The organism is Streptomyces sp. NPDC127084 (assembly GCF_042724175.1).
GTDB lineage: Bacteria > Actinomycetota > Actinomycetes > Streptomycetales > Streptomycetaceae > Streptomyces.
Window position 1 is genome coordinate 835 of the sequence record NZ_JBHXFA010000411.1, and the last position, 320, is coordinate 1,154.

Genomic DNA, 320 nt, shown 5'->3' on the forward strand with positions numbered 1-320 from the left:
GCCGAGTGCAGATGTCATCGCGGCGCGGACCTGCTCCTCGGTGGGCAAAGGGTGGTTCATGAAGACTCCGGGGTGCTGTCCGGCTCGAGGGTCGTGGCGAGGAAGTCGGCGACCTCCTGTGGCAAGGTCTGCAGGCGGTGGCGCTCAAAGGGGGCGAGTAGTTCGGCCCGGTGCGAGTGCGCAGTCGTGGTCGGCCATTGCATCTCGCATGTGGGCAATGTTCTTGCTGGTCAGCGCTGCGTTGCGGCAGCGCAGGGGTTGGCAGTCGGGCAGTGACGGACCTTCCATCCCGTCCGTTCGGTGACAGTGGGCCCGGTCTC